Source organism: Pseudonocardia sp. ICBG601 (assembly GCF_020496245.1).
Genome location: NZ_JAHLJA010000152.1, coordinates 69,988 through 96,425, shown reverse-complemented (window position 1 = coordinate 96,425; position 26,438 = coordinate 69,988). Strand labels below are relative to the sequence as shown.

The window sequence follows — 26,438 nt, the reverse complement described above, 5'->3', positions numbered from 1 at the left end:
CGCCCGCCGGGTCAGCCCGGCGGGCGCCCGCCGAGGGTGCGGGTCAGCCGCTCCGCGGCCCCGACCAGCAGGTCCACGCACTTCTCGCACTCCGAGCGGCCGAACCGGATGGTCGGCCCGCTGACGGTGAGCGCCGCGGTCACCTCCCCGGCGTGGTCGAACACCGGCACGGACAGCCCGGAGCCGCCGTCGTCGCGCTCGGCGACGGTGATCGCGAACCCGTCGCGACGGGTGTCGGCCACCAGCTCCCGCAGCCGCTCCGGGCTGGTCACGGTCCGGTCGGTCAGCGGCTCCAGGGGGCCGGACAGCACGTGCTCGGCCCGCTCGGGGGCCCAGGCCAGCAGCACCCGCCCGGCCGAGCCGGTGTGCAGCGGCACGATCCGCCCGACGTGCATCTCCCGGCGTAGCGCGTGCCGCGTCTCGGCGACGGCGACGCACACCCGGTGCCTGCCCTCGGCCCGGAACAGCGACGCGGTCTCCCCGGTGGTGTCGCGCAGCTCGCGCAGCAGCGGCCCGGCCAGCTCCAGCAGGTCCACTCCGCGGGCCGCGGCCCCGGCCCAGTAGGCCATCCGGATCCCGATCCGGACCCGGTCCCCGACCCGGTCCAGCAGCCCCTCGGCGACCATGTTGGACACCAGCCGCTGCACCGTCGAGGTCGGGATGCCGGTCGCCTGCTGGATCTCGCCCAGCCCGAGCACCGGGCGCTGCAGGGTGAACGCGTCCAGGATGTCGGTGATCTTGCCGAGGACCAGGAGCCGCTTCGGGCCCTCGGTGGTCATCCCGCGACCCGGTCCAGGAAGGCCCCCGCCGCCTCGCGGTAGCGCTCCCACGCCGCCGGGGCCGGGTCGGCCTCGTAGCGTGCCGGTTCGGCACCGGCGCTCCACGACGGCGGCGTCGCGCCGCCGTGCAGCGCCCACGCGGCCTGGCGGGCGGCGCCGTCGGCCACGTACTCGCCGGGCTCGGGCACCCGCACCGGCACCTCGAACACCTGGGCGGCGATCCGGCAGACCGCCTCGGAGCGGGCCGCCCCGCCGACCAGGGTCACCCCGGACACGGTGACGCCCTGCTCGCGCAGCGCCTCCAGCCCGACCCGCTGCGCGGACAGCATGCCCTCGACCGCGGCCCGGGCCAGGTTCTCCCGGGTCCCCGACGCCAGCGTCCACCCGTGCAGCGCGCCGGTCGCGTCGGGCAGGTTCGGGGTCCGCTCGCCCTCCAGGTAGGGCACCACGACCAGGCCGCCCGCGCCCGGCTCGGCGGCCAGCGCGAGGCGGCCCAGCTCGTCGTGGTCCACGCCGAGGAGCCGCCGGGTCGCGTCCAGCACCCGGGAGGCGTTGAGCGTGCACACCAGCGGGAGGTAGGCGCCGGTGGCGTCGGAGAACCCGGCGACGATCCCGGACGGGTCCTGGGCGCGGCGCTCCGAGCGGGCGAACACCGTGCCGGAGGTGCCCAGCGAGACGACGACGTCGTCGCCGGCGTCGACACCCAGCCCGGCGGCCGCGTTGTCGCCCGCCCCGGCGCCGACCCGGATCCCGCCCGGCCCGTCGACGGACTCCGCCGGGCCGAGCAGCCGCGGCAGCACCGGCGTCGACCCGAAGAAGCGTTCCAGCAGCTCGGGGCGGTAGTCGACGCCGTCGAACCAGCCGGTGCCCGAGGCGTCGGACCGGTCGGTGACCAGCTCGTCGAGACCCGCGCCGCCGGGGACCCCGCCACCGCGGAACTTCCAGGTCAGCCAGTCGTGCGGCAGGCACACCGCCGCGGTGCGGGCGGCGTGGCCGGGCTCGTTCCCGGCGAGCCAGCGCAGCTTGGCCAGGGTGATCGAGGCGACCGGCACGACGCCGGTCGTCTCCGCCCACCGCTGCGCGCCGAACTCGTCGACGAGCTCACGGGCGGCGGCGGCCGAGCGGGTGTCGTTCCACAGCAGCGCGTCGCGGACGACCTCGCCGCGGTCGTCGAGGCAGACCATGCCGTGCTGCTGGCCCGCGACCGACAGCGCCGCGACGCCGTCGAGGCCGCCCGCGTCGTCGATCGCGGCCTGCAGCGCCTCCCACCAGATCCGGGGCGCGATCTCCGTGCCGTCCGGGTGCGCGGCGCGCCCGGAACGGACGAGCTCGCCGGTGTCGGCGTCGCGGACGACGACCTTGCAGGACTGGGTGGAGGAGTCCACCCCGAGCACCAGTGCCATGCCCCCAGCCTGCCATCGCCGGACCGGCGCGGCGGGAGACAGGCGGGGTGGATCGGTGCCAGGGTGGTCCCATGAGCGACGAGCAATGGTTCTACTGCCTCAAGCACGGCACCGTGGAGACCGCCGACGGCTGCCGGTCGGCCGACCGGCTCGGCCCGTACCCGGACAAGGCCACCGCGGCCCGCGCGCTGGAGATCGCCAAGGAGCGCACCGAGTCCGAGGACCGCAAGGATCGCGAGTGGAACGCCGGGGGCTCCGGGGCGTCCTGAGATGAGCGCGTCGAGCGACGGAGGCCGGGTCGTCGTCGTCACCGGCGGGAGCCGGGGGATCGGGCGGGCGGCGTGCGCGGCGTACGCGGCCCGCGGCGACACGGTCGTCGTCGCCAGCCGCAGGGCCGAGGCGTGCACCGCGCTGGCCGCCCAGCTGACCGCGGAGCACGGCACGCCCGCGCTGGGTGTCGGCTGCCACGTGGGCCGCTGGGCGGACTGCGACGCGCTGGTGGACCGGGTGCTCGCCGAGTACGGCCGGATCGACGTGCTGGTCAACAACGCCGGCATGTCCCCGCTCTACGGGTCGCTCACCGAGGTCACCGAGGAGCTGTTCGACAAGGTCCTCGCGGTGAACCTGCGCGGCGCCTACCGGCTCGGGGCCCGCTGCGGGGAGCTCATGGCCGCGGCGGGCGGCGGCGCGATCGTGAACGTCTCCTCGGTCGCGGCGGTCATGCCCGGCCCCGGCGAGCTGCCCTACGCGCTGGCCAAGGCCGGGCTCAACGCCCTGACCGTCGGGCTCGCCCGCGCCTACGCGCCGTCGGTGCGGGTCAACACGGTGATGCCCGGTCCGGTCCGGACCGACATCGCCGAGCACTGGACCGAGGAGTTCCGCTCGCAGATCGCCGGCACCGTCCCCGCCGGACGGGTGGGGGAGGTCGCCGAGGTCGTCGGCGCGATCCTCTACCTGACCGGCCCGGACGCCGGCTACACCACCGGCGCGACGATCAAGGTCGACGGCGGGATGGCGTGGTCGACGTGAGGTCCCCGGCCGACGTCGTCGACCGGGCCGCGCTCGGGTCCTGGCTGCGCGAGCAGGGCCTCGGCGACTGGTCCGGCGAGCTGGAACCGGTCGGCGGCGGCACCCAGAACGTGGTGCTGCGCACCGTCGTCGACGGCAGGCCGCTGGTCCTGCGCTCCCCGCCGGTGCACCCGCGGCCGGGGTCGGCCCGCACCCTCGCCCGCGAGATCACCGTGCTCGGCGCGCTGCGCGGCACCGACGTGCCGCACCCGGAGCTCGTCGCCGCCTGCACCGACGCCGAGGTGCTCGGCAGGCCGTTCTACCTGATGTCCGACGTGGACGGCGTCAACCCCGGCGAGCGGGTCTCGCCCGAGCAGGCCGCGACCCCGGCGCTGCGGCACGGAGCGGTGCTCGACGTGGCCCGGGCCGCGGCCCGGCTGGGACGTCTCGACCCGGCCGCCGTCGGGCTCGACGGGCTGCGCCGCCCCGGCCCGTTCCTGGAACGGCAGGTGCCGCGCTGGACCGAGCAGCTCGCGTCCTACTCCGAGGTGCCCGGCTACGACCCGGGCGACCTGCCCGACGTGGCCGTCGCCGCGGACTGGCTGACCCGGCACCGGCCGCCCGAGCCGGAACCGGGCGTCGCGCACGGGGACCTGCACCTGAACAACGTGCTGCTGGACCGGACCCGGCCGCGGGTGGCCGCGCTCGTCGACTGGGAGATGTGCACCGTCGGCGATCCGCTGCTCGACCTCGGCTGGCTGCTGGTCACCTGGCCGGTCGACCCCGTCGGGTTCGGCGCCGGGACCGAGCTAGCCGGGCACGGCGGGCTCCCCACCCGGGCCGAGCTCGTCGCCGCCTACGCCGACGCCGGCGGCCGCGACACCACCGGCATCACCTGGTACGCGGGGCTGGCCGCGTTCAAGCTGGGCGTGGTGCTGGAGGGCACCTGGGCGCGGGTCGCCGCGGGCGAGGCGGACCGCGCGGTGGGGGAGCGGCTGCACGGCGCGGCCGTCGCGCTGCTGGAGCTGGCCGTGCGGATCGCCTGCGACGAGTGGGCCGTCAGCGCGGGGTGAGCCGCACCGGGATGCCGCCCACCGGCACCGGCAGCGAGGTGTTGTCCCAGCGCAGCCGGTAGGAGGGCTCGACGCTCCACCGGTAGCGGCGCAGCATCTCGTGCAGGATCGCGGTGACCTCGAGGGTCCCGAAGTGCAGCCCGATGCACTTGTGCACGCCGCCGCCGAACGGGATCCACGCGTCGCGGTCGGAGCGGTCCTCGCGCCGGTCCGGGCCGAACCGCTCGGGGTCGAAGCGCTCCGGGTCGGTCCAGCAGGACCGGTCGTAGTGGTTCACCGCCTGTGCGACGACGACCCGCGTCGCCGCCGGCACGTGGTGCCCGGCGACCGTGGTGTCCTTCACCGCCGTCCGCATGACCAGCGGTACCGGCGCGTCGAGCCGCAGGGCCTCCCGGATCACCAGGTCCAGCGAGGTCAGCTCGCGCAGCTCGGCCACGGTCGGGGCGCGGTCCCCGATCCGCTCGGCGAGCGCGTCGGACTCGGCGCGGCAGCGCTCCTGCCAGACGGGGTTGCGCGCGAGGTGGTGCGCCGCCGACGCCGTCGTGGTGGTCGAGGTGTCGTGCGCGGCCATCATCAGGAAGATCATGTGGTTGACGACGTCGTCGTCGGAGAACGTCTCGCCGTCGTCGGTGCGGGCGTGGCACAGCGCGGAGAACAGGTCGGTGCCCCCGCCCGCGCGCTTGGCCGCCAGGTTCTCCCGGAACCAGTTCTCCAGCACCACCCGTCCGCGCAGCCCGCGCCGCCACCGGGTGCCGGGCAGGTCCTTGCGGACGAAGGAGTTCGCGGCCCGGACGCAGTCGACGAACGCCCGGTTCACCGCCTCGGCCTCCGGCCCGGAGCGGGCGTCCATGAACACCGCCTGCGCCACGTCCAGGGTGAGCCGCTTGAGCGCCGGGTAGAGCCGCAGCCGCTCCGGCCAGGTCGGCAGCACCTCGCGCACGACCGGGGTGGTCGCGGCGACGTAGCTGGAGATGCGGTCCGCGGTGAACGCCTCCTGCATGATGCGCCGGTGTGCGCGGTGCTCGTCGAAGTCGAGCAGCATCAGGCCGCGGTGGAAGAACGCGTCGACCGTCGCACGCCACCCCTCCTGGGAGAACGCCTTGTCCCGGTTGGTGAGTACCTCCCGGGTGGCGGCCGGGCCGGTCACGACGATCGCCCGGCCTGCCGGGGACCGCATCCACCACACCGGGCCGAGCGCCTCGGTGCGGGCGCGGGTGAAGCGGTGCCCGAACCGGACGTAGGCCAGCGCGTGGCCGAGCAGCGGCATGCCGTCGTCGCCGGGGACCTCGGCCAGGCCGTGCGGTGCCGGGCCGAACGGTGCGGGGCGGCGGCCCTGGGCGCCGGTGGCCAGCAGCGCGTCGTCGAGCCGGTCGGGCGCGGGCAGGGTCAGGACGGACGACCAGCGCTCACGCGCCTGCTGCACCAGCTTCACGGGCCTGCTCCTCGGGCGTCGACGTCGGTGTCCCCGCCGAAGTTAGACACATTCGGCAGAACTGTCCAGGCGATGGACGGGCCGTGTCATGATGTCGGCCATGAGCGAGCGGCGGACGATGGCGCGGCGGGCCCGCGACGAGCTGCGCGGTGAGGTCCTCGACGTCGCCGAACGCCTCGCGGTCGCGGGGGAACGACCGTCGATGCCCGAGCTCGCCCGCCGGGTCGGGGTCAGCAGGCAGACCCTCTACAGCGAGTTCGGCGACCGGGACGGCCTCGCCGCGGCCCTGGTGCTGCGCGCCACCGACCGGTTCCTCGACCGGATCGAGGCCGCCCTCGACGGCGAGCCCGACCTGTACGCGGCCTGGGTCGCCGCGGCCGACGCCGCCCTCACCGAGGCGGGGGAGAACCCGCTGATCAAGGCCCTGCTCAGCGGCGACGCGGCGGTCCCGTCCGCGTTCGGCACCGACTCCGGCCCGATCATCGCGGCCGCGGCCGAGCGGTCCGCGGGCTACCTGCGCCGGGTCCGGCCCGAGGCTCGCGAGCAGGACGTCCGGCTCGCCGCCCAGACCGCCGCCCGGCTCACCGTCAGCCACATGGTGCTCCCCACGGGCCCGGCCGCGCGCTCGGCCGAGGACATCGCGACGGTGGTGGTGCGGACGCTCGGCGACGCCTAGCTCCGGACGGCGTCGCCCGCCCCGCGGGGCAGCCGCAGCACGTTCAGTGCCACCACCAGCGCCAGTATCGCGAACACCGCGAAGGTCACCCGGAACGCGGCCGGCGCGTCACTGGTGAGCGCGGCGGCCCCGGCCAGCACCGCGGAGGCCAGCGCGACCCCGAGCCCCATCGACGTCTGCTGCACCACCGCGGCCAGGGTGTTCGCGTGCCGCAGCTCGGGACCGGTCACGTCGGTGAAGGGCAGGATCGAGTACATCGTCAGGCCCACCGACCGGGCCGCCCCGCTCAGCGCGCACACCACGACGACGGCCACGATCCCGGCGTCCGGCGACCAGGTGGCGGCGACCGCCAGGGTCGCGGCGACCGCGACCGCCGCGGTGGCGGCCATCGTCCGCAGCCCGAACCGGCGGATCAGCGCCGTCGTCGCCGGCTTGGCCGCGATGTTGCCCGCGAACACCGCGACCACGACCGCACCCGCCGTCGTCGCGCTCCAGCCGAACACCTGCTGGAACAGCAGCGGCAGCAGGAACGGCACCGCCGTCACGACCGCCCAGAACAGCGCGCCGCCGACCGAGGACGCCCGGAACGTCCGGACCCGCAGCACCCGCACGTCCACCAGCGGGTGCGCGGTCCGCAGCAGGTGCCGTCCGGCGACGGCCAGCACCACCGCGCCCGCCGCCACCGCGACGCCCGCCGCGACCGGCAGGCCGTGGTCGACCAGCGCCGAGGACGACACCAGCCCGCCCAGCCCGGCCGCGCACAGCACCAGTCCCGGCACGTCCAGCGGCCCCGCCCCGCGACCGGGGGTGTCCGGCACCCAGCGCAGCGCCAGCACCAGGCCGAGGACCCCGATCGGCACGTTGATCAGGAACATCCAGTGCCAGCTCGCGTACGTGGTGAGCAGCGCCCCCAGCAGCGGTGCCACCACCGGCGCCGCCAGCCCCGGCCAGACGATCCACGCCATCAGCCGCGGCACGTCGCGCTTGGCGACGCCGTCGAGCAGCATCAGTCGCCCGACCGGCACCATCATCGCCGCGCCGACCCCCTGCACCACCCGCCACCCGACGAGCTCGGCGAGCGTCCCGCTGCTCGCGCACCCCACCGACGCCAGCGTGAACACCGCGATCGCGGCCGTGAGCACCCACCGCGGCCCGAACCGGCCGGTCAGCCAGCCACCGGGCGGCAGGGCGACGGCGAGCGCCACCAGGTAGGCCGCGACCACCAGCCCCACCGACGACGGCGTGGTGCCGAGGGCGCGGGCCAGCGGCTCGGCCGAGGTCGTCACGATCGTGACGTCGAGGTTCTCCATCACGAAGCAGCCCGCGACGAGGGCCGCGAGCCGCCGGGGGATCGGGGATGTCTGCACGACGCAAGGGTGCATGGTGCAATGGTTGAGCACCAGTTCCGATTGCTCAGCCTAGGATTGCGTCCCGTGCAACTCCCGGACCTGAACCTGCTGCCCGCGCTGGACGCCCTGCTCCGCACCGGCAGCGTCACCGGCGCGGCCGCGGAGCTGGACGTCTCGCCGTCGGCGATGAGCCGCACCCTGGGCCGGCTGCGCCGGGTGCTGGGCGACCCGCTGCTGGTCCCGGCGGGGCGGGGCCTCGTCCCGACCGCGCTCGGGCGCGAGCTCGCCCCGCGCGCCGAACAGGCCCTGCTCGGCGCGGCCGACGTGCTCACCCGCCCCGCGCCGCCGGAGCTCGCCGCGCTGGAGCGGGTGTTCGTCGTGCGCGGCAGCGACGAGAGCGGCGTCGTCCTCGCCCCCGCGCTCGCCGCCGCGGCGGCCCGGGAGGCACCGCGGGTCCGCTTCCGGTTCGTCCCGGAGGGCGACGAGGACCCGGCGGACCTGCGCGACCGCGTCGACCTGGAGGTTGGCGCGCTGCCCGCGGCGCCGCCGTCGGACATCCGGGTGCGGACGGTCGCCGCGCACCTGTTCGCCGCGCTCGTCCGGCCGGCCGCACCCGTCGGCGACCGGCTGACGCTCGCGGAGTTCGTCGCGCTGCCGCACGTCACCGTCTCCCGGCGGGGTCGGGCGCACAGCGTCGTCGACGAACGCCTCGCCGACCTCGGTCTGCGCCGCGACGTGCTGGCGACCGTGCCCGCGATCGGCACCGCGATCCTGCTCGCGGGCAGCGCCGACGTCCTGGCGCTCGTGCCGTCCGACGCGGCCGCGGTCGTCGCCGGGCCCGCCGGGCTGCGCGTCCACCCGATCCCGCTCGACCTGCCACGGGTCGCGCTCGGGATGCTGTGGCACCGCCGCTGGGACACCGACCCCGCGCACCGCTGGCTGCGCGACCGGGTCGCCGCCCGGATGGCCGGCTGAACCCGGCCCCGGGCTCAGCCGACGATCACCACGTGCAGTGTCCGCGGCCCGTGCACACCCTCGACCCGGTCCAGCTCGATGTCGCTGGTCGCGCTCGGCCCGCTGATCCAGGTGTGCGGCCGCGCCGGGTCCAGCGCCGCCACTGCCTCCGGCACCCCGGCCACGACCTGGTCGGCGCGGATCACGCAGACGTGCAGGTCGGGGACCAGCGTCGCGGCGCGCCGGCCCTGGCCCGGACCGTGGTCGAGGATGATCGTGCCGGTCTCGGCGATGCCGATCGCGGCCGTCGACAGCACGCCGTCGCAGCGGTCCAGCTCCGACACCGCGACGTCCGGCCCGTCCGGGACGACCTCGACGTCGCCGGGCACCAGGCCGGCCGGGAAGCCCGGCGGCACCAGGATCCGCAGCGGGCCGGAGCCCGCGAGCGGGGACCGGCCGGCCAGGGCGCCGGCGACCCGCGCCGCCGCCGTGTCCGGAGTCGCCCGCTCGACGACGGCGCGGTAGTCCGCGACCCGCTCGTCGAACAGGTCGACGACCTGCGCGTGCGGCAGCGACCGGTCGGGGACCGGCCGGACCACCTCGACGTCGAGCACCGGCTCGACATCGGGCACGTCGGCCAGTGCCCGCCGGGCCTTCGCCAGGATCGCCTCGCGTGCGCTCATGCCCCGTCCCCGTTCTTCCGCCCGCCGTCGGTGTCGTCGCTCCGGCTCCGCCCGCCGTCGGTCCTGGTCCACCACTCCCGGAAGGACTCGGCAGCCGGTACCGGCACGTCGCGCGAGTCCGACCAGGCGCTCGCCGGGCCGGGCACCGCGCCGAGGATGCTGCGCCCGCCGGGCGCGGTGCGGCCCAGCCGTCCGGCCAGCTTCCCGCCGATCCCGGCGACACGTTCCGCGGCGCCGGTGCGCGCGGCCGAGGACAGCGTCCACGACGCCGCCCTCATCGCGACGTCCTGCACCGACGGCACCCGGCTCGCCCGCTTGTGGGCGTCGACGACCTCGGCGCGCAGGTGCACCAGCACCTCGGGGATGTCGATGCGGACCGGGCAGACCTCGAAACACGCCCCGCACAGGCTGGAGGCGTACGGCAGCGAGTCGGTCTGCGGGTCGGTGCCCACCCCCCGCAGCTGCGGGGTGAGGATCGCGCCGATCGGGCCCGGGTAGACCGAGCCGTAGGCGTGCCCGCCGGTGCGCTCGTAGACCGGGCACACGTTCAGGCAGGCCGAGCAGCGGATGCAGCGCAGCGCCTGCCGCCCGGTCGGGTCGGCCAGGACGTCGGTGCGGCCGTTGTCCAGCAGCACCACGTGCACCTCCTGCGGCCCGTCGCCGGGGGTGACCCCGGTCCAGGTGGAGGTGTAGGGGTTCATCCGCTCCCCGGTCGAGGACCGGGGGAGCAGCTGCAGCATCACGTCCAGGTCCTGGAAGGTCGGCAGGACCTTCTCGATCCCGACCACCGACACCAGCACCTCGGGCAGGGTCAGGCACATCCGCCCGTTGCCCTCGGACTCGACGACGGTGAGCGTCCCGGTCTCGGCGACGGCGAAGTTCGCCCCCGACACCGCCACCTTCGCCCGCAGGAACTTCTCCCGCAGGTGCTCCCGGGCCGCGGCGGCCAGGCGCTTGGGCTCGTCGGTCAGGTCCGCCGGGGCGGCGCGCCCGGCGCGGCCCATCTCGCGCAGGAAGATCTCCCGGATCTCCGCGCGGTTGCGGTGGATCGCCGGGACCAGGATGTGGCTGGGCAGGTCGTCGCCGAGCTGCACGATCAGCTCGGCGAGGTCGGTCTCCCAGGCGTGGATGCCCGCGGCCTCCAGCGCCGAGTTCAGGTCGATCTCCTGGGTGGCCATCGACTTGACCTTGACGACCTCGTCGGTGCCGTGCCGCCGCGCGATGTCGACGACGACCGCGTTCGCCTCGGCCGCGTCGCGTGCCCAGTGCACGGTGGCCCCGGCCGCCGTCAGCGACCGTTCCAGCTGCTCCAGGTAGTCGGGCAGGTGCCGCAGCACCCGGTTCTTGATGGCCTCACCGGCCAGGCGCAGCTGCTCCCAGTCGTCGACCTCGCCGACGACGTTCCCGCGCTTGGTGCGGATGGTGGACGTGGCGTGGGCCAGGTTGCGGCGCAGCTGGGAGTCCTCCAGCGCGGCGCGCGCCGCCGCCGGGAACGCCGGTGTGCCGAGGAACGTGCCGCTCATCGGGCCGCCTCCGTCGTCGCGTCCGGGACCGCGCTGCCGACGCTCGTCGGGTCCGCGGCCCGCTCGGTGCGCCGCTCGACCACGGGCTCGGTCTGCGCCAGCACCTCGGCCAGGTGCATGACCCGCATCCCCGACCGCTGCCGCGACAGCAGCCCGCCCACGTGCATCAGGCAGGAGTTGTCCCCGGCGACGAGCACCTCCGCGCCGGTCGAGCGGACGTGGCGGGCCTTGTCGTTGCCCATCGCGATCGAGGTCTCGGAGTTCTTCACCGCGAACGTCCCGCCGAAGCCGCAGCACTCTCCCGAGCCCGGCAGGTCGAGCAGGGTGAGCCCGCGGACCGCGCGCAGCAGCCGGGTCGGCCGGTCGCCGACCCCCATCATCCGCAGCGAGTGGCAGGTCGGGTGGTAGGTGACGCGGTGCGGGAAGTAGGCCCCGACGTCGACGACGCCGAGCACGTCGACCAGGTACTCGCTCAGCTCGTACACCGGCGGTGCCGACTCGACGCCGCGGACCAGGCCCGGGTCGCCGGAGCGGCGCGCGACCAGGCCGTGCTGGTGGCGCACCGAGCCCGCGCACGACCCGGACGGGGCGAGGATCGCGTCGTACCCGGCGAAGGCGTCGAGATGGTTGCGGACGAGTGGGACGGCCTCGTCGAGGTAGCCGGTGTTGACCATCGGCTGCCCGCAGCAGGTCTGCGCGGCGGGGAACTCGACGTCGACGCCGAGGCGGCGCAGCAGGGACACGACGGCCTTGCCGGTGTCCGGGAACAGGGCGTCGTTGAGACACGTGACCATGAGGCCGACGCGGGGCCGGGAGATCGGCATGGCGCCTCCGGTGAAGTGGTGGGACGGAGGGTGTGGTCGGACCAAGGTAGCGGTATGGTCGGACCACACACAAGCAGGAGGACGACGTGCGTGTTCCCGCCGCCCACGAGATGGTGCTCGCCCACGTCGAGGAGCGCCTGACGAGTGGCGAGTGGCGCCCGGGGGACCGGCTGCCCCCGGAGCGCGAGCTCGCCGCGACGCTGGGTGCGTCCCGCCAGGCGGTCCGCGAGGCGCTGCGGGTGCTGCAGGCCCAGGGCGTGATCCGCTCGCAGGTGGGCACCGGCGCGGACTCCGGGACGGTCGTCGTGCCGGCCCCGGCGCGGGCACTCGGCCGGGTACTGGCCCTGCACCTGGCGGTCGACTCGTTCCCGGTGGACGACGTCACCGATGCCCGGGTCATGTTCGAACGGTTCTCCGCCGGGCTGGCCGCGCGCCGGCGCTCGGCGTCGGACCTGCTGGAGTGGACGGCCGCGCTGGACGTCATGGACGACGACCTCGACCCGGCCGCCTTCAGCGACGCCGACATCGCCTTCCACGTCGCGATCGCCGCGGCGGCCGGGAACCGCCTGGTGGGGGAGCTGACCCGGGCGATCCGGGAGTCGGTGCGCGGGATGCTGCTCGACGCGATGCAGGCCCAGGGGGACTGGCCCGCGCTGCGCGAGCGGCTGCGGGCCGAGCACCGGGAGATCCACACGGCCATCGCCGACGGCGATGGGGCGCTGGCCGCGGACCGGATCGAGGCGCACATCCGCGCCTTCCACGGCCGGGTCCGGCCTGCCTAGGCTCACCGCCGTGACCACCTCCGACCTGCCCGACGCCGCCGTCGTCGCGGTGTCCGCCCGGTACCGGCGCGGGTTCGCCGACCTCGTCTCCTCACTCGACGCCGCGCAGCTCGCGGCGCCGAGCCTGTGCGCCGGGTGGGACGTGCGGACCGTCGCCGGGCACCTGGTGTCCGCGCTGACCACGACGGTGCCGTCGTTCCTGGTCCAGGTGCTGCGGGCGCGCGGGAACGTGGACCGGGCGGTCGACCGGGCCGCGCGGCGGGACGCGACCCGCCCGGTCGAGGAGCTGGTCGCGGTCCTGCGCGACCGGGCCGGCAGCTCCTTCGCCCCGCCCGGCATCGGGGCGCGGGGCCCGATGACCGACGCGATCGTGCACACCGCCGACGTCACCGTCCCGCTCGGGCTGCCGTTCGACCCCGACCCCGCCGACGTGCGCATCGCGCTCGACTTCGTGGTCGGGACGGTCCCGCTCGCGTTCACCACGCGGCGCCGGGTGGCGGGCCTGCGGTTCGTCGCCGACGACGCCGGGTTCGCGCGGGGCGAGGGCGCGGAGGTCCGGGGACACGGTGTCGACGTGCTGCTGGCCGCCTGCGGGCGCCCGGCGGTGCTGGACCGGCTCACCGGGGACGGCGTCGCGACGCTCGCCGCCCGGCTGACCGGCCGCTGACGCCGTCCCTCCGGCCCACCCGCACCCGCCCCGGGCGACGCGTTGCTCCCGCGCCCCGTTCACGCGTCGGTCCCGCGCCCGGTTCACGCGCGCCGGACCTGAGAACGCGTCCTCGATCGGGCGCGCGTTCTCCGACCCGGCGCGCGGCCGGTGTGCGGGGCCGCGCGTGGCCCGGCGGGCCGGTGACCGGGGGACCGGATCCGGGGCGCCGGCGACGGCTGGGTCAGGCGTTGGCGTCGCGGTGCAGGCCCAGCAGGTGGACGTAGGCGGCGGCCGACAGCGGGATCGAGTTCCGTTCGGCCTCGCCGAGCTCGCGACGCACCTTCCCCGGGACCCCGGCGACCAGCGACCCGGGCGGCACCACCGTGCCCTGGGTGAGCACCGCACCCGCGGCGATCAGCGACCCGGCGCCGACGTGCACCCCGTTCATGAGCACCGCGCCCATGCCGATCAGCACGTCGTCCTCGACGGTGCAGCCGTGCACGACCGCGCGGTGGCCGATGGTGACGCCGTCGCCGACGGTCGCCGGGAAGCCGGGGTCGGCGTGCAGGACGGAGCCGTCCTGCACGTTGGTGCGGGCGCCGAGGGTGATCGGGGCGAAGTCGGCCCGGATCACGCACGTGTACCAGATCCCGGTCTCCGCACCGACGCTCACCTCGCCGGCGAGCACGGCGCCGGGCGCCACCCAGGCCTGCTCGTGGACCTGCGGGGTGTGGCCGTTCACGGTGATCATGGGGTCAGCCTAGGGCGGTCTCGAACGCGGCGAGGACGTCGTCGCTGAACAGGACGAACCGGACCTCGGTCACCGCGGTGCCCGCCTCGGCGACCTCCCGGACGGTGGCGACGGCGATCCGGGCGGCGTCGTCGAGCGGCCACCCGTAGATCCCGGCCGAGACGGCGGGGAACGCGACGGTCCGGGCGCCGAGCTCGTCGGCGACCCGCAGCGACTCGCGGTAGGCACTCGCCAGCAGCGCCGACCGGTCCTCGCGCCGCGCGTACACCGGTCCGACGGTGTGGATCACCCAGCGGGCGGGCAGGTCCCCGGCGGTCGTCGCGACGGCCTGTCCGGTGGGGAGCCCGTCGGGCAGGTCGCCGTCGCGCAGCCGCTCGCACTCGGCGAGGATCGCGGGCCCGCCACGCCGGTGGATGGCGCCGTCGACGCCGCCCCCGCCGCGCAGGCCGGAGTTGGCGGCGTTGACGACGGCGTCGACCCGGGCCTCGGTGATGTCCCCGCGCTCGCAGACGATCCTCATGCGCGTGCCTCCTCGCGCAGCCGTCCCAGCAGCGGGATGGCCGCGATCTTGTCCTCGGTGAGGGACTCCCACACGATGCCGCCCTCGGGGCGGTTCCGGCGGTGCTCCCGGCAGTCGACGACGCGGTCCGGGGTGACGATCAGGTCGACCGGCGCGTCGTGGTCCGCCCACGGGATGACGCCGGCGTCGCGCAGCTGCAGCTCGTGCACGGTGGTGACGACGAGGGTGTCGTCGGAGATCAGTCCCGCCGCGCGGGCCAGCGCGAACTCCAGGTCGGCGAACCCGCCGCCCTTGCCCAGCCGCGCCCCGTCCGCGCCGACGGCCACACAGCCTGTGACGACGAGGTCCACCGGCTCCAGCTCGTCGACGGCGACCCGGCGGGCCGACCGCGTGGCGTTCTTGATCGACACGGCGCGGTGGGGCGGGTCGGCGAGGTGGTCGGGGTCCAGCAGGAAGAACGGGTCGTCCTCGGCCAGCCTCGGGACGGCCATGTACACGGTCTTGCCGTCCTCCAGCGCGTACCGGCGCACCGGGAGCTGGGCGGAGTCCGGGTTGGACTTCACGGTGCGGGCGGCGCGCCACACGTCCAGCTCGCGCAGCCGCCGGGCCGCGGCCTCGGCGCCGACGAAGTTCGAGATCCGGTTCCGCGCCCCCGGGAACCGGGAGGCCTTCTGCTCGGTCAGCGCGGTCCAGACCTCCTCGCGCAGCTCCGCCTTGCGGGCGAGGGTCCCGGGGTCGCCCCCGGCGTCGTGGTCGTGACGGCGGCTCATGCCCCGATGATGTCAGTGCTCGCGCAGGGCCCGGATCAGCTCGTCCTTGGTCATGTCCGAGCGGCCGGGGATGCCGACCTTCTGCGCCTGGGCGTAGAGCTGGTCCTTGGTCTGGTCCTCGTAGTCGCCGTGCTCGCCGCCGCGCCTGCCGACGGTGTCGCGACCTTCGGCGGCCGCGGCGTTCGCGATCCGCGCGGACTTCTCCTTGGAGTTGCCCTCCTCGCGGAGACGCTCGTACATCTCGTCGTCCTTGATGCTGCTCGCCATGGCGGTCGACTACCCGCCGAGCAGCGCGGCCAACCTGTCCAGCAACGGCACCTGACCCTTCACGATCTTCTCCCGGGCGGTGGCGAGGTCGAACCACGCGGCGCGGTCCAGCTCCGGGAAGCGGAGGGTCCGCCCGGAGCGGGGCGGCCACTCCATCTCGACCCAGCTGCCGTCGTCGGGACGGTCGGCGACGGCGTCGGCGCCGGTGAAGCCGGACCCGTCCAGCGCGAAGGCGGTGACGGTCTTGTGGGACTGGCGGACCGTGCCGAGCCCGACCGGCTCGCCGTCGGGCGGCGGGGCGCCGATCTCCTCGGTGAACTCGCGGCGGGCGGCGTCGAGCGGGCTCTCGTCGGGGCCGTGCTCGCCCTTGGGCAGCGACCAGGCGTGCTCGTCCTTGCGGGCCCAGAACGGTCCACCCATGTGGCCGAGCAGCACCTCCGGGCCGCCCGGCCCGGCCCGGTGCAGCAGGAGTCCGGCGCTGGTCACGGGAGGCACGCGGGGATCATCCCAGACGGGCGGGCCGGTCGAGCCGGTGCACGTGGGCCAGCGGGGGGTCGGCCGGGTTGTCCGGGGGCAGCTCCCCGGTCGCGACCCGGCGGAACCCGGCCTTCTCCAGCGCCCGGCACGACGCCCGGTTGCCCGCCGCGACCGGGACGACCACCGCCGTCGCCTCCGGGTAGCGCTCCCAGCCCTCGGCGACGGCGGCGGCGATGATCCGCGGGCCCAGCCCGCGCCCGGTCAGCTCCACCGGCCCGATGAGGTAGTCGACGGTCAGCGCACCGTCCGGGAGCGTCAGGATCGGCGCGATCGCGGCGACCTCCTCGGGGTAGTCGTGCCAGCGGGCGCGCTGGACCAGCCCGACCGGGACACCACCGAGCTCGGCGACGAGGTCCTCGCCCGGTTCCTCCCCGCGCAGCCCCGCCCCGAAGTCGCGTTCGAGCGCCTCGTCGGTGGTCTCGTGGAACCACCACCGGTGCACGTGCGGCGCGGCCAGCCAGCGCCGCAGCAGGGGCAGGTCGGCCCGCACCAACGGGCGCAGGGTGACGGGGGCGTCGAGGGACGGCCCGTCGGCCGGTGTGACGGACGGCGGCACGGGGCGGGAGCGTAGCGGCGCCGCGGGCCGCCGCCGAGGGGTTTCCTCCTCCGCCCGGACGAGGACGGGGACGGTGGGCATCTCGTCCTCGCTGCGGATCCGGGCCGGACCCCGGCCCGCCTAGGGTCGTGTTCCGATGGAACGCCATCGGACGAGGGGGACGACGATGACGAGCGACCACACCCGGCCGGCCGCACGGACGGGAGACGGCGGGTCCGCCGCGGACCGCGGGGACGGCGCGGACGCCGTCGCGACCGTGGCACCGGACGCGCCCGCGACCGCCCCCGCACGGACCCGGTGGTGGCGGCGCGACTACAGCCCGGAGGAGATCGAGGCGGGCAAGCAGGCGTGGCGCGACGCGATGCCGTGGGACCACCCGATGTCGCGCGGCGACAAGGTGCTCGTCTTCTCCACGCTCGGCCTGCTCGTGTTCATGCTCGCGACGATGCCGCTGCGGCCGTTCCTGCTGGCGTCGCACCCGGTGTGGCTCGCCGCGGTCACGGGCAGCCTCTCCGCGGTCGGCGCGGGCGCGGCGTTCGCCCGGATCGGCGAGGCGGACCTGTGGGTCGTCATCGCCGCCGGGGTGTTCGGGATGATCAAGTTCGACTGGCTGTTCTGGCTGGCCGGGCGCCGGTGGGGCGAGAAGATCGTCGCGCTGTGGGCGCCCGGTGACCTCGCGAAGCGGTTCGTCGGCCGGATCCGCAGCTGGCCGCGCTGGGCGATGCCGATCGCCGTCGTCGCGGCCGCGCTGCCCGGCATCCCGGCCGCCGCGGTGTTCGCGGTCGCCGGACTGGGGAGGATGCGGCTCGCGACGTTCCTGCTCTTCGACGCGATCGGCGCCGCGCTGATCACCGGGCTCGTCGCCGGGCTCGGGTTCGGCCTCGGGCAGGACGCCGTCGACGTGGTGCTCGCCGTCGACAAGTACGCGTTGTGGATCAGCCTGGCGCTGGTCGTGTTCGTGTCGTTCCAGGCGAGCCGCAGGCAGAAGCAGCAGGCCCCGCCCGCCGCGTGACGGTGCCCGCGCCGGCTCGGGACCTCAGGTCCCGAGCCGCTGCTGCAGGCCGCTCGCGCGCCCGGCCGGGCGGCCGATCGCGGCGCGTACCGCCTCCTCGGTGCCGATGATCCGCACGGACTCCTTGGCCCGGGTGACGGCGGTGTAGAGCAGCTCGCGGGTCATCAGCGGCGAGTCCGCGGGCGGCAGCACCACGGTGATCCGCCGGAACTGGCTGCCCTGGCTGCGGTGCACCGTCATCGCGTGGACGGTGCCGACGCCGCCGAGGCGTGCCGGCTCGAACGCGACCGAGGAGTTGTCCCGGGCGAACACCGCGCGGCGTCCGGACGCGGTCCGGACCACGACGCCGGTGTCGCCGTTGAACAGGCCCAGGTCGTAGTCGTTCGTGGTGACCAGCAGCGGACGGCCCGGGTACCAGGGGGCCTCGGCGGCGAAGCCGGGACGCTCGGTCTCCACCCAGCGCTCGATCTCCGCGGTCCAGCGGGTCACCCCGTGCGGGCCGCGGCGGTGCGCGCAGAGGACGCGGTGGTCGTCGAGCACCCGCAGCGCCTGCTCGGAGTCCCCGGCCTCGGCCGCCCCGATCACGTTCACCGCGGCCCGGGTCACGTCCTGGCGGAACGTGTCCAGCCGGCGTGCCTCGATCTCGGCCGCGTCGCCGTCGACGAAGGACAGGTCGGCCGTGCCGCGGCGCAGCAGCGCGACGGCGGCGTCCGGGTCGTTGCCCTGCACGGCGGCGGCGAAGTCCGCGATCGTGCCGCCGAAGCGCCAGTTGCGCTCCAGCCGCACCACCCCGTTGGGGATCACGACGGGCGGGCCCGGCTCGGCGGGCGCGGGGGTGCCCGCGGCGCCGGAGGCCGGGACGGGCCGGTCCACGCGGAACGCCCCGCAGGCGCTCAGCGCGTCCTGCAGCGCGGGCTCGGCCCGGCCGCCCGCGGCGGCGAGGTCGCCGAGGACCGCACCGGCCTCCACCGACGCGAGCTGGTCCGGGTCCCCGACCAGCACCAGCCGGGCGTCCGGGCGGACGGCCTCCAGCAGCCGCGCCATCATCGTCAGCGACACCATCGACGTCTCGTCGACGACCACGACGTCGTGCGGCAGCCGGTTGCCCCGGTGGTGGCGGAACCGGCCTGAGGTGCCCCGCGAGCCCAGCAGCCGGTGCAGCGTCGACGCCGTCGCCCCCGCGACGGCGGCCCGGTCGGTCTCCGGCAGCCGCCCGTGGGCCTCGGCGACGGACTGGGTCAGCCGGGCAGCCGCCTTCCCGGTCGGCGCGGCGAGCGCCACCCGCAGACCCGGCGCGCCGGGCGGGGCGGCCGCGCGGTGCAGGTCGTGCAGGACGGCGAGCAGGGCCGCGACCGTCGTCGTCTTGCCCGTGCCGGGACCGCCGGCGATCACGGCGACCGGCCGCAGCGCGGCGACCGCGGCGGCGAGGCGCTGCCGTTCGGCGCCGGGGTCGCCGAGCAGCCGGTCCAGCGCCGCGCACAGCCGGTCGGGGTCGACGGCCGCGACCGGCCCGGCGCGCGCGGTGAACTCGCGGCGGACCAGCTCCTCCTCCTGCCAGTAGCGCTCCAGGTAGAGCAGGTCCCCGAGCAGGCGCAGCGGGCGCCCGGCGGGACCGTCCTCGCCGACGGCGACCAGCGGGCTGTCCGCGCAGGCCGCGCGCCACGTCGCGGGCTCCGGCCAGGGCAGCCCGGACACGTCGACGGCGACCTCGCCCTCGCCCGCGGTCGTGGCCGCGGCCTTCACCAGGTCGACGCACACCGACCCGTTGCGGATCGCGCGCACGGCCAGCGCGGCGGCGAGCACCACCGGTTCGGGCTCGGCGGCGGCCGGGTCGGCGGCGGTGGTCGGGTCGCCGCGTCCGCCGAGGGCGGCGAGCCGCCGGGCGACGTGCACGTCGCCCGGCGCGAGGATCTCGGCCTCGTTGAACGCGGCGAGCACCCCGGTCGCGGTGCGGGCGGCCCGTGGACCGAACGGGTCCCGCTCGGGGGCCGGGGGTGCCGTCGGCGCCGGGGTGGGGGGTGCGGTCGTCGTCACGGGGTGCCTCCGTCCAGCAGGTCCGACAGCTCCTCGACCAGGGCGGCGGGTGGCCGCCAGGCGAAGACACCGCACGGCGCGGCCAGCGGCCCGGACCCGGTGACCGGGGTGTCCGGCCCGCACATGCCGCGCAGGAACAGGTAGCCGACCCCGCCGAGGTGGGTGTCCGGGTCGTAGCCGGGCAGCCGCCAGCGCAGGTAGCGGTGCAGCGCGACGGCGTAGAGCAGCGCCTGCAGCGGGTAGTGCGCGTCGGCCATCGCCGTGGCCAGCCGGTCGGCGGTGTAGTGCGCCGCGGTCAGCGGGTCGCGCCCGGACGGGCCGACCGGGCCCAGCCAGTTCGTCTTGTAGTCCACGACGAGGAATCGCCCCCCGGCCCCGTCACGGACCCGGAGCACCGAGTCGATGCTGCCCGTCAGGTAGCCGCGCAGCGGCTGTCCGGCGAGGTCGGGGGAGTCGAGGAGGTCGGCGTAGCCGTGCAGCGGGTCGCCGGGCCCGAGGTGCCTGCGGACGGCGGCGGCCAGCCCGGACAGGGTGAGCCGCCCCGTCGGGGTGTCCCCGCCGCACAGCGGCAGCTCGAAGTCCAGCTCGGACAGCCGGTCCTCCGGGGCGACGTCGGCCAGCGCCAGCCCGGACGCGATCGGCCCGAGCGGGGTCCGCAGCACCGGGACGAGCGCGTCGGCGAGCTCGTCGGGATCGAGGTCGGCCGGCTGGTGGCGCAGCTCCTCGGTGACGTGCGCGACGACCTCGGCCCGCAGCGCGGCGTCACCCTCGGCCGCGGTGGTCGTGTCGAGGTGTTCCAGCACGGCGTGCACCAGGGTGCCGAACCCGGTGCCCGAGGGCAGGTCGGCCATGGGGGAGGGGAACGCCGCCGGGTCGGCTGTGCCCGCCGTGGCGTCCCCGGTGGGGCCCGCACCGGGCAGCGGGGCGGGGTCGGGCTCGTCGACGATGCCCTCGTCCTCGGGCTCGGTCAGCACCCCGGGCGCGGTCGCGGCCGGTTCCGGCTCGGCGTCGACGGCCGGGTGCGGGTGGTGCGCGGCGTGCGCGGCCGCGGTCAGCGCGGTGTAGGACGTGCGCCGCCACGCGGTGTCCAGCGTGCGGGTGAACGTCGCGACGGCCAGCCCGGCGTCGGGCGGGACCGGGGTGCGGTCGGCGGGGTCGCGGTCGTGCAGGGTCTCCACCGACGCGCCGGCCGGGGCGAGCCGCTCCCGCAGGAACGCCAGCGCGTTCGCGTCGCCGGGGACCTTCGCGGTCGGTTCCGGCTCCGCGCCGGGCCCGGCGTGCCCGAACAGCACCCGGTGCAGCGACGCCGCCGCGGTCGTCGTCCCCGGGACCCACCAGGCGACGACCTGGCTGCAGGCTCGGGTGAGCGCCACGTACAGCAGCCGCAGGTCCTCGCCCGCCTCCTCGGCCTGGTGCAGCGTGGTGCGCCGGGTGCGGTCCGGCCCGGTGGACCCGCCGACGTCGAGCAGCCGGCGCTGGCCACCGGCACCGGCCGGGGTGTCGTGGTAGAGCAGCGTCTCGGGCCGGTCGTCGACCCAGCGGTCCCACGCGAACGGCAGGTACACCACCGGGAACTCGAGCCCCTTGGACCGGTGCACCGTCACGATCTGGACGGCGTCGGCGTCGGACTCCAGCCGCCGGCTCCGCTCGGCGGAGGTGTCGCGGGCGGCCTCGCCGATCCGGTGCCGCAGCCACTCGGTGAGCGCCGTCGGTCCCAGGTGGCGTTCCAGCGCCGCGGAGTGCAGCACCTGGCCGACGTGGCGCACATCGGTGAGGTCGCGCTCGCCGTCGGGGCTGCGCAGCAGGCGCTCGGCGGGGGCGTAGCGGGCGAACACGGCCTCCTGCAGGGCGGCGACCCCGCGCTCGGCGAGGACCTGGTGCCAGGCCCGCAGGTCCGCGCCGAGCTGGTCGACCAGGCCCTCGGCGTCGGGCCCGCACAGGTCGGCGACGGTGTGGCCGACGAACCGGGTCAGCGCGGCGGCGCGCAGCCGCATCGAGCGCTGCGGCTGCTCGACGGCCTCCAGCAGCGTCAGCCACTCCGCGGCGACCGGCGTGGTGAACACGCTGGTGGAGCCGGTGAGCACGGCGGGCACCCCGGCCTCGGCACAGGCGTCGCGCACCAGCAGGCCCTGGGCGTTGGTCCGCACCAGCACCGCGACCTGCCCGGGGCGCAGCCGGTCCCCCGCGAAGCGGGCGGTGCCGTCGAGCAGCTGCGACAGGTCGACGGCGACGTCGCGCGCCACCACCGCGCGGGCGCCCTTGGCCCGGGCCAGCCCGCGCCCGGTCAGGTCGAGCCGGTCCCGGTCGACCAGCCGCAGCCGCAGCGGGGCGTCGTGGCGGGCGGTCAGCCGCCGGCCGGTGTGGTGGGCCCGGACCGGGTGCACGACGATCCCGGAGTCTCCGAGGGCGGCCTCGCCGAACACCCCGTCCAGCGCGGTGAGCAGGGCCGCGTCGCTGCGGCGGTTGGTCGAGAGGGTGCGCCGGGTCGCCGCCGCGTCGGCGGCCCGCAGGTAGCTGTGCACGTCGGCGCCGCGGAAGGCGTAGATCGCCTGCTTCGGGTCGCCGATGAGCACCAACGTGGTGTCGGGTGCGGAGTGGAACGCCAGGGACAGGATCTCCCACTGCAGCGGGTCGGTGTCCTGGAACTCGTCGACGAGCACCACCGAGAACCGCGACCGCAGCCGCTCCCGGGCGGCGGGGCCGCGGACCGGGTCGCGCAGCGCCGCGGCGAGGCGGGTGAGCATGTCGTCGTAGCTGTAGATGCGCGAGCGCCGCTTGCGGGCGTCGACCTCGCGGCGCACCGCGGAGGCGAAGCCGTACCGGGTGGCGGCCGGGGTGGCCGGGTCGGCGTCGCGGGGCTCCAGCTCGGCCTGCGGGTCGCCGACGGCGCGGCGGGCCAGCGCCAGGGCCGCGGCCCGGTCGAAGGCCGGGCGGCCCGCGTTCGGGGCGGCGTACTTGCGCACGTAGAAGTCGTCGACGACCTCGGTGACGACGTCGTCGACGTGGTCGACGAACTCGGCGTCCGGGTCGTTGTCCCCGGCCACGCCCAGCCCGGCCAGCATCTGCATGCAGAACTGGTGGGTGGTGGCGATCGTCGCCGCGTCGAACGACGCCGACGCCGTCGCCAGCCGGGCCCGGCGCCGCTCCAGCTCGGCCGGGTCGGTGGCGGCCAGGTGCGCGACCACGGGGTCGGCCTCCGGCGTCGGCGGGGCGGCGCCGGACTGCACGGCGGCGAGCGCCCGCTCGGTGCCCACCAGCCGCTCCCGGACCCGCTCGCGCAGCTCCTGGGTGGCGTCGCGGCCGAAGGTGACCAGCATCAGCCGGTCCAGGTCCGCGACGCCCTCGGCGACGTAGCGGGTCGCCAGCGCGGCGATCGTGTAGGTCTTGCCCGTCCCCGCGCTCGCCTCCAGCACGACGGTGCCGGTCGGCAGCGGCCCGTCGACCTCGAAGGTCGGTGCCGACAACACGCTGGTGGTGCTCACGGCGCGTCCTGCCTCTCGTGGTCGAGCAGCGGTGCCCACAGCCGGACGGCGAGCTCCCCGAAGCGGGTGGGCTCCCCGCCGGAGCCGGGCTCGGGACGGACGACCAGCGGGCCGCCCGCGGCGCCCCGGACGAAGACGTGCGGGGCCTCGGCGTGCTCGAAGCGCGACCACTCGCTCTCCGCGGCGGCGAACGCGTTGGCCGGGACCACCCCGCGGGCGCGGTTGCGGGCGTAGACGGCGGCGGCGTCGGTGGGCAGCGGCAGCGGCGCCCGCAGGCCCTCGCGGCGCAGCGCGACCAGGTCGGCCAGGGTGCGGCGGGCGAGGCCCGGGTCGACCGGGCCGAGCACCGAGCGGGCCGCGCCGCCGGGGCCGCGCCCGACGGTCACCGCCGTCCAGGACCGGCCGGGGTGCGCGGCGGTGAGCGCGAGCAGCTGCACCCACGCCCGCAGCCGGTGCTTTGCCTTGAGCCGCGAGTACTCGACGCGCACCACGACGTCGCCGTGCAGGCCCGGCACCGTCCCGGCGACGGCGCGGCCGTCCTCCGGTGTGCCGGTGAGCTGCGCGACGAGGTCCTGCGATCCCGCCTCGCCGGTCGCGACCGCCGCGGCGACGGCGACCAGGGGCTCGACCTGCCCGCCGACCTCGGTGAGCACCCGGTGTCCGATCCCGCCGGGCGGGAGGTCACCGCGCAGCGTCTCGGCCCGGGCGACGGCCTGCGGTGCCGCCCCGGCGAGCCGGTCGGTCAGCAGCCGGTCCCCGATCTTCCAGGTGGCCAGGCCGTCGAGCTCGACTGGCAGCGCGTCGTCGGGCTCGACGTTCTCCTCCGGTGGCAGCACCCGCACCCGCTGGCGCAGGAACGCCCGCACCGGGTGCTCGACGAACGCGACCAGCTCGTCGAGCTCGACCACCCCGTCCGGCGGGTCCTCCGGCGGAGGCAGCGGGTCCGCGCCGAACAGCGGGGTCACGGTGCGCGGCCCGGCCGCGGCCTCGGCACCGCGCAGCGCGGCCCGGTCGAAGCTGAACGGCCCGGCGGCCAGCAGCGCGCCGGAGGTGAAGTTGCGCCGGTCGAACGGCTGCAGCGGGTGCCGGGCCCGCAGCGCCTGCGACGCGGTCGCCTCGGTCCCGGTCCGCACGCAGGCGTCGATCGCGTCGCACAGCTCCCCGACCGGCACCGACGGCGGCCGGTCGGCGCCGGTGCGCTCGTCGGCCCCGGAGGACACCACCACCAGGTGCCGGGTGGCCGAGCAGATCGCGTCGAGCAGCAGCTGGCGGTCCTCCCCACGCGGGTCCCGCTCGCCGACGACCGGGTCGCGGGCCAGCACGTCGTCGCCGTCGGGGGCGCCGGCGCGGGGGAACACCCCGTCGTCGCAGCCCAGCAGGCACACGACCTTGTGCGGGACGGCCCGCATCGGCACCAGCGTCGCGACGGTCAGCGTGCCGGTCCGGAAGTTGGCCCGGCTGGGCCGCCCGCGCAGCCGCTCGGCGAGCAGGCCGCGCACGTCGGGCAGGTCGAGGTCGACCGTGGCGGCCTGCGGCCCCGCGGACGCGACGACGTCGGCCAGCTCCGCCCGGGCCTGCCCGGCCTGCCAGGCGTCGGTCGGGGTGGTGTCGGTCAGCGCGGACAGCCCCTCGACCAGCGCGTCCACCCAGACCGACAGCGGCTGCGGGCCGCGCAGCGCACCGAGCACCGTCGCGAGCCGGTCGACGAACTCGGCGAGCCGCCCGACGAGGTCCACGTCGGAGGAGTCGACCTCGTCCAGCGGCAGCGCGGTGCCCAGCCAGGCCGGGGCGCCCGGCGTCTCGGCCATCGCGACGCCGACGAGCATCCGGTCCAGTCCGGCCCGCCAGGTGTTCTGCTCGACCCCGTCGAGCCGGTAGGGCCGCCGGTGCGCGGCGTCGAGCCCCCACCGGACCCCGGCCGCGGTGACCAGCTCGGACAGCCGCTCCAGCGCGTCGTCGTCGAAGCGGAAACGGCGCCGCACCGGGGCGGAGGCGACCAGGTCGAGCACCTGGGAGGCGCTGACCCGGGACCCGGCCAGCTCCAGCAGCGACGACACCGTGCCCAGCAGCGGGTTCGCCTGGCGCAGGGCGCGGTCGGCCAGGCGCACCCGCAGCCGGTGCCCGGGGTGGAGCTCCTCCCGCGACGGGCCCGCACCGTCGGGGGAGTCCGCGTCCGGGGCGAGGCCGAACGAGGCGGTGATCAGCGGCGCGAACACCTCGATGTCCGGGCACATGACGATGATGTCGCGCGGCTCCAGGTCCGGGTCGGCGGCGAGCAGGCCGAGCAGCACCTCGCGCAGCACCTCCACCTGCCGGTCCGGGCCGTGGCAGGAGTGCAGCGCGACGCTGCGGTCGTCCGCGTCGAGCAGGGGACGGTCCTCCGGGGCGGGGGGCACGGCGTCGTCGCGCAGGGCGGTCTGCAGGCGGCGCAGCAGGGTCGGCGCGCCGGTCCCGGCGGGGGCCGGGTGGTGGGTGTCGGTCACGCCGGGCCCGGCCGCGGGGAGCCGCAGGGCCAGCTCCCGGGTGTCCCGGCCGAGCGAGCGCAGCAGCGGATGACGCACGGCCTCGGCGCTGGTGTCGGCGGCGCGCGAGGGCACCCCCGGTGTCCGCGCGGCGCGCACCGCGTCCCACATCGCCGGCGACGGGTGCGGCAGCCACAGGTGGACCTCCCGGTGCGCCGCGAGGGCCTCCAGGACGGTCAGGTGCTCGGCGGCCAGCCGGGTCGGGCCGAACAGCGACAGCCGCGGCCCGACCTCGGGGCCCGGGTCGGCGCCCCCGCGCAGGCGGGCCACCGCGTCGTCGAGGCGCTCGGCGGGACCGGGCACCCCGAGTGCGGCGTGCAGGCGGCGCCACAGCTCCGGCTGCCACACCAGGTCGGCGGGTACCGCGTCCTCACCGGTACGCCAGCGGCGCAGCAGCTCGGGGCGGTGCGTGGCGTAGGAGCCGAACAGCCCGGCCAGCGTGCGGGCGAGCGCGTAGCGGCGGCCGTGCCCACCCCGCTCCAGGTGCGCGGCGAGAGCGGTGAACCGGTCGTCCCCGCCCGCGGCGACGGCCTCGTCGATCAGCTCCAGCAGCGGCCACACCGACCGGCCGGGCGACCACGGGTCGGTCGCCGGGTCGGTGCCGGTGACGTGCGCGACGACCCCGCCGAGCAGCGCGGCCGGCGCCGGGAACCGGACGTTCGCGCAGACCCCGCCGCTGCCCGTCCCCGCACCGAGCCGGTGCGCGAGCCGCTGGGCCAGCCAGCGCTCCACCCCGCGCTCGGGGACCGCGACGGTCTCGGCCGCGAACGGGTCGCCCGAGCCGGCCGCCAGGACGTCGGCGAGCGCCTCGACGAGGGTGTCGGCGCGTTCGGCCCGATGGATCTCCAGCAC

The 26,438-nt window shown here is 76.6% G+C and carries 24 protein-coding genes; 8 read left to right on the top strand and 16 right to left on the bottom strand.

Annotated elements, in window-relative coordinates:
- Window positions 1–11: 11 nt before the first annotated feature.
- On the bottom strand, window positions 12–779 hold the full coding sequence (locus KPL57_RS50730; RefSeq protein WP_226357597.1) for an IclR family transcriptional regulator: 768 nt from the start codon (window positions 777–779) through the stop codon (window positions 12–14).
- The gene (locus tag KPL57_RS50725) at window positions 776–2,182 is read right to left on the bottom strand and encodes a xylulokinase (RefSeq protein ID WP_226357596.1); all 1,407 of its coding nucleotides are present in this window, start codon (window positions 2,180–2,182) and stop codon (window positions 776–778) included. The genes KPL57_RS50730 and KPL57_RS50725 overlap by 4 nt, the downstream gene beginning before the upstream one ends.
- Window positions 2,183–2,253: 71 nt before the next feature.
- Here KPL57_RS50725 and KPL57_RS50720 point away from each other — a divergent pair, with 71 nt between their 5' ends.
- The 3 genes from KPL57_RS50720 to KPL57_RS50710 are packed head-to-tail and all read left to right on the top strand — an operon-like array spanning window position 2,254 to window position 4,263.
- Window positions 2,254–2,451 carry a hypothetical protein gene (locus KPL57_RS50720; RefSeq protein ID WP_073574504.1) on the top strand — a complete coding sequence of 66 codons (198 nt, stop codon included), beginning with the start codon at window positions 2,254–2,256 and terminating at the stop codon, window positions 2,449–2,451.
- Between the two features lies 1 nt (window position 2,452).
- Window positions 2,453–3,211, top strand: a complete 759-nt coding sequence (locus KPL57_RS50715) for an SDR family NAD(P)-dependent oxidoreductase (protein ID WP_226357595.1) — start codon at window positions 2,453–2,455, stop codon at window positions 3,209–3,211.
- Window positions 3,199–4,263, top strand: coding sequence for a phosphotransferase family protein (locus KPL57_RS50710; protein ID WP_226357594.1), 1,065 nt, complete (start codon window positions 3,199–3,201; stop codon window positions 4,261–4,263). Before KPL57_RS50715 ends, KPL57_RS50710 begins: the two co-directional genes overlap by 13 nt.
- Here KPL57_RS50710 and KPL57_RS50705 read toward each other — a convergent pair.
- Window positions 4,250–5,695: a cytochrome P450 gene (locus tag KPL57_RS50705; protein WP_226357593.1), complete on the bottom strand. Its 1,446-nt coding sequence runs from the start codon at window positions 5,693–5,695 to the stop codon at window positions 4,250–4,252. The two genes, KPL57_RS50710 and KPL57_RS50705, sit on opposite strands and share 14 nt — an antisense overlap.
- A 100-nt stretch (window positions 5,696–5,795) precedes the next feature.
- Here KPL57_RS50705 and KPL57_RS50700 point away from each other — a divergent pair, with 100 nt between their 5' ends.
- A complete protein-coding gene (locus KPL57_RS50700) occupies window positions 5,796–6,371 on the top strand; it encodes a TetR family transcriptional regulator (protein ID WP_226357592.1) in 576 nt (191 codons plus the stop codon).
- Here the strand turns inward: KPL57_RS50700 and KPL57_RS50695 are convergent.
- Window positions 6,368–7,738: an MFS transporter gene (locus KPL57_RS50695; RefSeq protein ID WP_226357591.1), complete on the bottom strand. Its 1,371-nt coding sequence runs from the start codon at window positions 7,736–7,738 to the stop codon at window positions 6,368–6,370. The two genes, KPL57_RS50700 and KPL57_RS50695, sit on opposite strands and share 4 nt — an antisense overlap.
- A 66-nt stretch (window positions 7,739–7,804) precedes the next feature.
- On the opposite strand from KPL57_RS50695, the gene KPL57_RS50690 reads away from it, so the two are divergent.
- Window positions 7,805–8,695 (top strand): LysR family transcriptional regulator, encoded by an 891-nt coding sequence (locus tag KPL57_RS50690; RefSeq protein WP_226357590.1) that lies wholly within the window; start codon window positions 7,805–7,807, stop codon window positions 8,693–8,695.
- Between the two features lie 14 nt (window positions 8,696–8,709).
- Here the strand turns inward: KPL57_RS50690 and KPL57_RS50685 are convergent, their stop codons facing one another.
- Genes KPL57_RS50685 through KPL57_RS50675 form a run of 3 tightly spaced genes read right to left on the bottom strand, consistent with a single transcriptional unit; the run spans window position 8,710 to window position 11,704 of the window.
- Window positions 8,710–9,357, bottom strand: a complete 648-nt coding sequence (locus tag KPL57_RS50685; protein ID WP_226357589.1) for an LUD domain-containing protein — start codon at window positions 9,355–9,357, stop codon at window positions 8,710–8,712.
- A complete protein-coding gene (locus KPL57_RS50680; protein ID WP_226357588.1) occupies window positions 9,354–10,880 on the bottom strand; it encodes a lactate utilization protein B in 1,527 nt (508 codons plus the stop codon). The genes KPL57_RS50685 and KPL57_RS50680 overlap by 4 nt, the downstream gene beginning before the upstream one ends.
- Window positions 10,877–11,704, bottom strand: coding sequence for a (Fe-S)-binding protein (locus tag KPL57_RS50675; RefSeq protein ID WP_226357587.1), 828 nt, complete (start codon window positions 11,702–11,704; stop codon window positions 10,877–10,879). The genes KPL57_RS50680 and KPL57_RS50675 overlap by 4 nt, the downstream gene beginning before the upstream one ends.
- Before the next feature lie 86 nt (window positions 11,705–11,790).
- On the opposite strand from KPL57_RS50675, the gene KPL57_RS50670 reads away from it, so the two are divergent.
- Both KPL57_RS50670 and KPL57_RS50665 read left to right on the top strand, forming a co-directional pair.
- Entirely contained in the window at window positions 11,791–12,486 is a 696-nt protein-coding gene (locus KPL57_RS50670; RefSeq protein WP_226357586.1) for a FadR/GntR family transcriptional regulator, read from the top strand.
- Window positions 12,487–12,496: 10 nt separating this feature from the next.
- Window positions 12,497–13,153 (top strand): maleylpyruvate isomerase family mycothiol-dependent enzyme, encoded by a 657-nt coding sequence (locus KPL57_RS50665; RefSeq protein ID WP_226357585.1) that lies wholly within the window; start codon window positions 12,497–12,499, stop codon window positions 13,151–13,153.
- A 223-nt stretch (window positions 13,154–13,376) separates the two neighbouring features.
- On the opposite strand, the gene KPL57_RS50660 is transcribed toward KPL57_RS50665, so the two are convergent.
- Genes KPL57_RS50660 through KPL57_RS50635 form a run of 6 tightly spaced genes read right to left on the bottom strand, consistent with a single transcriptional unit; the run spans window position 13,377 to window position 16,536 of the window.
- Window positions 13,377–13,886 carry a gamma carbonic anhydrase family protein gene (locus KPL57_RS50660; protein ID WP_226357584.1) on the bottom strand — a complete coding sequence of 170 codons (510 nt, stop codon included), beginning with the start codon at window positions 13,884–13,886 and terminating at the stop codon, window positions 13,377–13,379.
- A gap of 4 nt (window positions 13,887–13,890) precedes the next feature.
- Entirely contained in the window at window positions 13,891–14,406 is a 516-nt protein-coding gene (locus tag KPL57_RS50655) for an O-acetyl-ADP-ribose deacetylase (RefSeq protein WP_226357583.1), read from the bottom strand.
- Window positions 14,403–15,176 carry a 5-formyltetrahydrofolate cyclo-ligase gene (locus KPL57_RS50650; RefSeq protein ID WP_226357582.1) on the bottom strand — a complete coding sequence of 258 codons (774 nt, stop codon included), beginning with the start codon at window positions 15,174–15,176 and terminating at the stop codon, window positions 14,403–14,405. The genes KPL57_RS50655 and KPL57_RS50650 overlap by 4 nt, the downstream gene beginning before the upstream one ends.
- A gap of 12 nt (window positions 15,177–15,188) precedes the next feature.
- Window positions 15,189–15,443 carry a Rho termination factor N-terminal domain-containing protein gene (locus KPL57_RS50645; protein ID WP_226357581.1) on the bottom strand — a complete coding sequence of 85 codons (255 nt, stop codon included), beginning with the start codon at window positions 15,441–15,443 and terminating at the stop codon, window positions 15,189–15,191.
- Between the two features lie 9 nt (window positions 15,444–15,452).
- Window positions 15,453–15,929, bottom strand: a complete 477-nt coding sequence (locus tag KPL57_RS50640; protein WP_374203913.1) for an NUDIX domain-containing protein — start codon at window positions 15,927–15,929, stop codon at window positions 15,453–15,455.
- 16 nt (window positions 15,930–15,945) lie between these two features.
- Entirely contained in the window at window positions 15,946–16,536 is a 591-nt protein-coding gene (locus tag KPL57_RS50635) for a GNAT family N-acetyltransferase (protein ID WP_226357579.1), read from the bottom strand.
- 166 nt (window positions 16,537–16,702) lie between these two features.
- On the opposite strand from KPL57_RS50635, the gene KPL57_RS50630 reads away from it, so the two are divergent.
- Entirely contained in the window at window positions 16,703–17,548 is an 846-nt protein-coding gene (locus KPL57_RS50630) for a DedA family protein (RefSeq protein ID WP_226357578.1), read from the top strand.
- A gap of 24 nt (window positions 17,549–17,572) precedes the next feature.
- Here KPL57_RS50630 and recD read toward each other — a convergent pair whose 3' ends face one another.
- The 3 genes from recD to recC are packed head-to-tail and all read right to left on the bottom strand — an operon-like array spanning window position 17,573 to window position 26,438.
- Window positions 17,573–19,582, bottom strand: a complete 2,010-nt coding sequence (recD, locus tag KPL57_RS50625) for an exodeoxyribonuclease V subunit alpha (protein WP_226357577.1) — start codon at window positions 19,580–19,582, stop codon at window positions 17,573–17,575.
- The gene (locus tag KPL57_RS50620) at window positions 19,579–23,064 is read right to left on the bottom strand and encodes a UvrD-helicase domain-containing protein (protein WP_226357576.1); all 3,486 of its coding nucleotides are present in this window, start codon (window positions 23,062–23,064) and stop codon (window positions 19,579–19,581) included. Before KPL57_RS50620 ends, recD begins: the two co-directional genes overlap by 4 nt.
- Window positions 23,061–26,438 carry an exodeoxyribonuclease V subunit gamma gene (recC, locus tag KPL57_RS50615; RefSeq protein WP_226357575.1) on the bottom strand — a complete coding sequence of 1,126 codons (3,378 nt, stop codon included), beginning with the start codon at window positions 26,436–26,438 and terminating at the stop codon, window positions 23,061–23,063. Before recC ends, KPL57_RS50620 begins: the two co-directional genes overlap by 4 nt.